Source organism: Actinoallomurus acaciae, assembly GCF_042429965.1.
GTDB classification, from domain to species: Bacteria; Actinomycetota; Actinomycetes; order Streptosporangiales; family Streptosporangiaceae; genus Actinoallomurus; species Actinoallomurus acaciae.
Map to the genome: position 1 here is coordinate 1 of NZ_JBHLZP010000873.1, position 2,148 is coordinate 2,148.

Sequence of the window (2,148 nt, forward strand, 5' to 3'; positions counted from 1 at the left end):
GCTGGCGGTGCTGACCCGGCTCGTCGGCCTGCCGTTCGACGTGTGGTCCCAGACCGTGCTGCACCGGTACGGGCTGTCCACCGAAGCCTGGGGCGGCTGGTTCACCGACCAGCTCACCTCGCTCGGCGTCACCCTCGTCATCTGGATCGTCGTGCTGCTCGGCGTGCACCTGCTGGTCCGGCGGTTCCCGCGACGCTGGTGGGCGGGGGCGGCCGCGGGCGGGTTCGTGCTCGTCGCGGCGGCGTCGTTCGGCTATCCGGTGCTGGTCGAGCCGCTGTTCAACTCGTTCCACTCGATGCCCGCCGGGCCGCTGCGCACCGACCTGCTCGGGCTGGCGCGGCGGGACGGCGTGCCGGTCGGCGACGTGCTCGTGGCCGACGCCTCCAAGCGGACCACCGAGCTGAACGCCTACGTCTCCGGCTTCGGCTCCACGCGCCGGATCGTCGTCTACGACACGCTGCTCAGCAGCGAGCCGCGCGCGGAGATCGAGCTCATCGTCGCGCACGAACTCGGCCACGCGAAGCGCGACGACGTCCTGCACGGCACTCTCATCGGCGCGCTCGGGGCGGCGGCCGGCGTCTGTGTGCTCTTCCTCGTCATCACCTCGCCGCGGCTGCTGCGGCGCGCCGGGGCGGACTCCCCGGCCGACCCGCGGTCCGTCGCGCTGCTGCTCGCCGCGGTGACCGTGCTCCTGCAGGTCGTCGGCCCGGTGGAGAACCTCATCAGCCGCCGCATCGAGGCCCGCGCCGACATGCACGCGCTCGACCTGACCCGTGACCCGGAGACGTACGTCCGGATGCAGCGCTCGCTCAGCGCCCGCAACCTCGACGACCTGTCGCCGAACGCGCTGGAGTACGCGCTGTGGAACAGCCACCCGACGGGTCCGCAGCGGATCGCCATGGGCCGCGACTGGGCCCGCCTCCACCGCGTCCCGGTGCCCGCGCCGCTCGTGAACGGCACTTCGCCGTGACCGCGCGGTGAACGCGGCCACGGCGAAGAGACGGACGGGGCTACTCCAGCACCGGCTCGGCCGGAGCCGAGCGGCCGCCGAACGGCGAGCCCACCGGGAGGGACAGCCTGCCCGGCATGCCGTTGGTCACTCCGGCCGCCGAGCTGTACCAGGCGACGAGCGCCGTCAGGACACCGAACCACCCACCGAGCTTGACCGTGCCGGTGCTGTGGGAAAGGTTGCCGATGAACAGAATGATCTCGGTGACCTCAAGCGTCAGGAAAACGCCGAACACCGCCGCGTTGACCTGGGTGCTCCAGAGCAACATGTAGGTGTTGAAGATGGCGAACGCGAGCAGGATCCAGCCGAGGTCGTTCTCGGCGAGTGACGCCGAGTGCGCTCCGGGTGCCTTGCCCACCGGGTCGACGAGCAGGGCGTACAGCCCCAGGCCGATCCAGAAGCCGCCGTAGGTGGAGAACGCGGTGGCACCGAAGACGTTGCGGTTGCGGAACTCCCACATGCCGGCGAGCAGCTGGCAGACGCCGCCGTAGGCGAAGGCGTATCCGAGCCAGGCGTCGGTGCCGTCCGTCCAGCCGGCGTTCTTGGCCGACAGGAGGAATGTGGTGAGTGCGAAGGCGGCGAGGCCGAGCGGGCCGGGGTCCGCGATGGCCGGTGCCGCCGGCGCGGAGGGTCGGGGGGTTTCGGTCAAGGTGGCTCCTCCTAATCCGTGGAGAACTCCACCGCCGTGCCTCGTCAGGTCCGCAGCGAGCTCATCGCAGGCCGGGCGGGGTGAGGGCGGCCACGTGTTGACACACTTGTAAAGATTAACGCCCTGTTTCGTTCCGGTCACGGGGCTGGAACCGAAATGTGATCACGCTTGCGATGCTGACGGAGTCATGACGAAGACGCTTGTGGTGACCAACGACTTCCCGCCCAGGCCGGGCGGGATCCAGGCCTTCGTGCACAACCTCGCCGTACGGCGGCCGCCCGGTTCGGTCATCGTGTACGCGCCGGAGTGGAAGGGCGCGGCGGCCTTCGACGCGGCCCAGCCCTTCCCGGTCGTCCGCCATCCCGGCCGGCTGATGCTGCCGGTGCCCACGGTCCTGCGCCGGGCCGCCGGCATCGTACGGGCCGAGGGCTGCGACTCGGTGGTGTTCGGGGCGGCGGCGCCGCTCGGCCTGCTGGCGCCGGCGCTGCGG

The 2,148-nt window shown here is 71.3% G+C and carries 2 protein-coding genes and 1 pseudogene; 2 read left to right on the top strand and 1 reads right to left on the bottom strand.

Annotated elements, in window-relative coordinates; all coding sequences use genetic code 11:
• A partial coding sequence (locus ACFFNX_RS48320) for a M48 family metallopeptidase (protein ID WP_378213174.1) occupies positions 1–970 on the top strand: 970 nt, incomplete at its 5' end.
• Positions 971–1,010: 40 nt separating this feature from the next.
• Here ACFFNX_RS48320 and ACFFNX_RS48325 read toward each other — a convergent pair.
• A complete protein-coding gene (locus ACFFNX_RS48325; RefSeq protein WP_378213176.1) occupies positions 1,011–1,658 on the bottom strand; it encodes an acetate uptake transporter in 648 nt (215 codons plus the stop codon).
• Positions 1,659–1,845: 187 nt separating this feature from the next.
• Here ACFFNX_RS48325 and ACFFNX_RS48330 point away from each other — a divergent pair.
• A pseudogene (locus ACFFNX_RS48330) lies at positions 1,846–2,148 on the top strand (alpha-(1-2)-phosphatidylinositol mannosyltransferase); the annotation flags it as partial.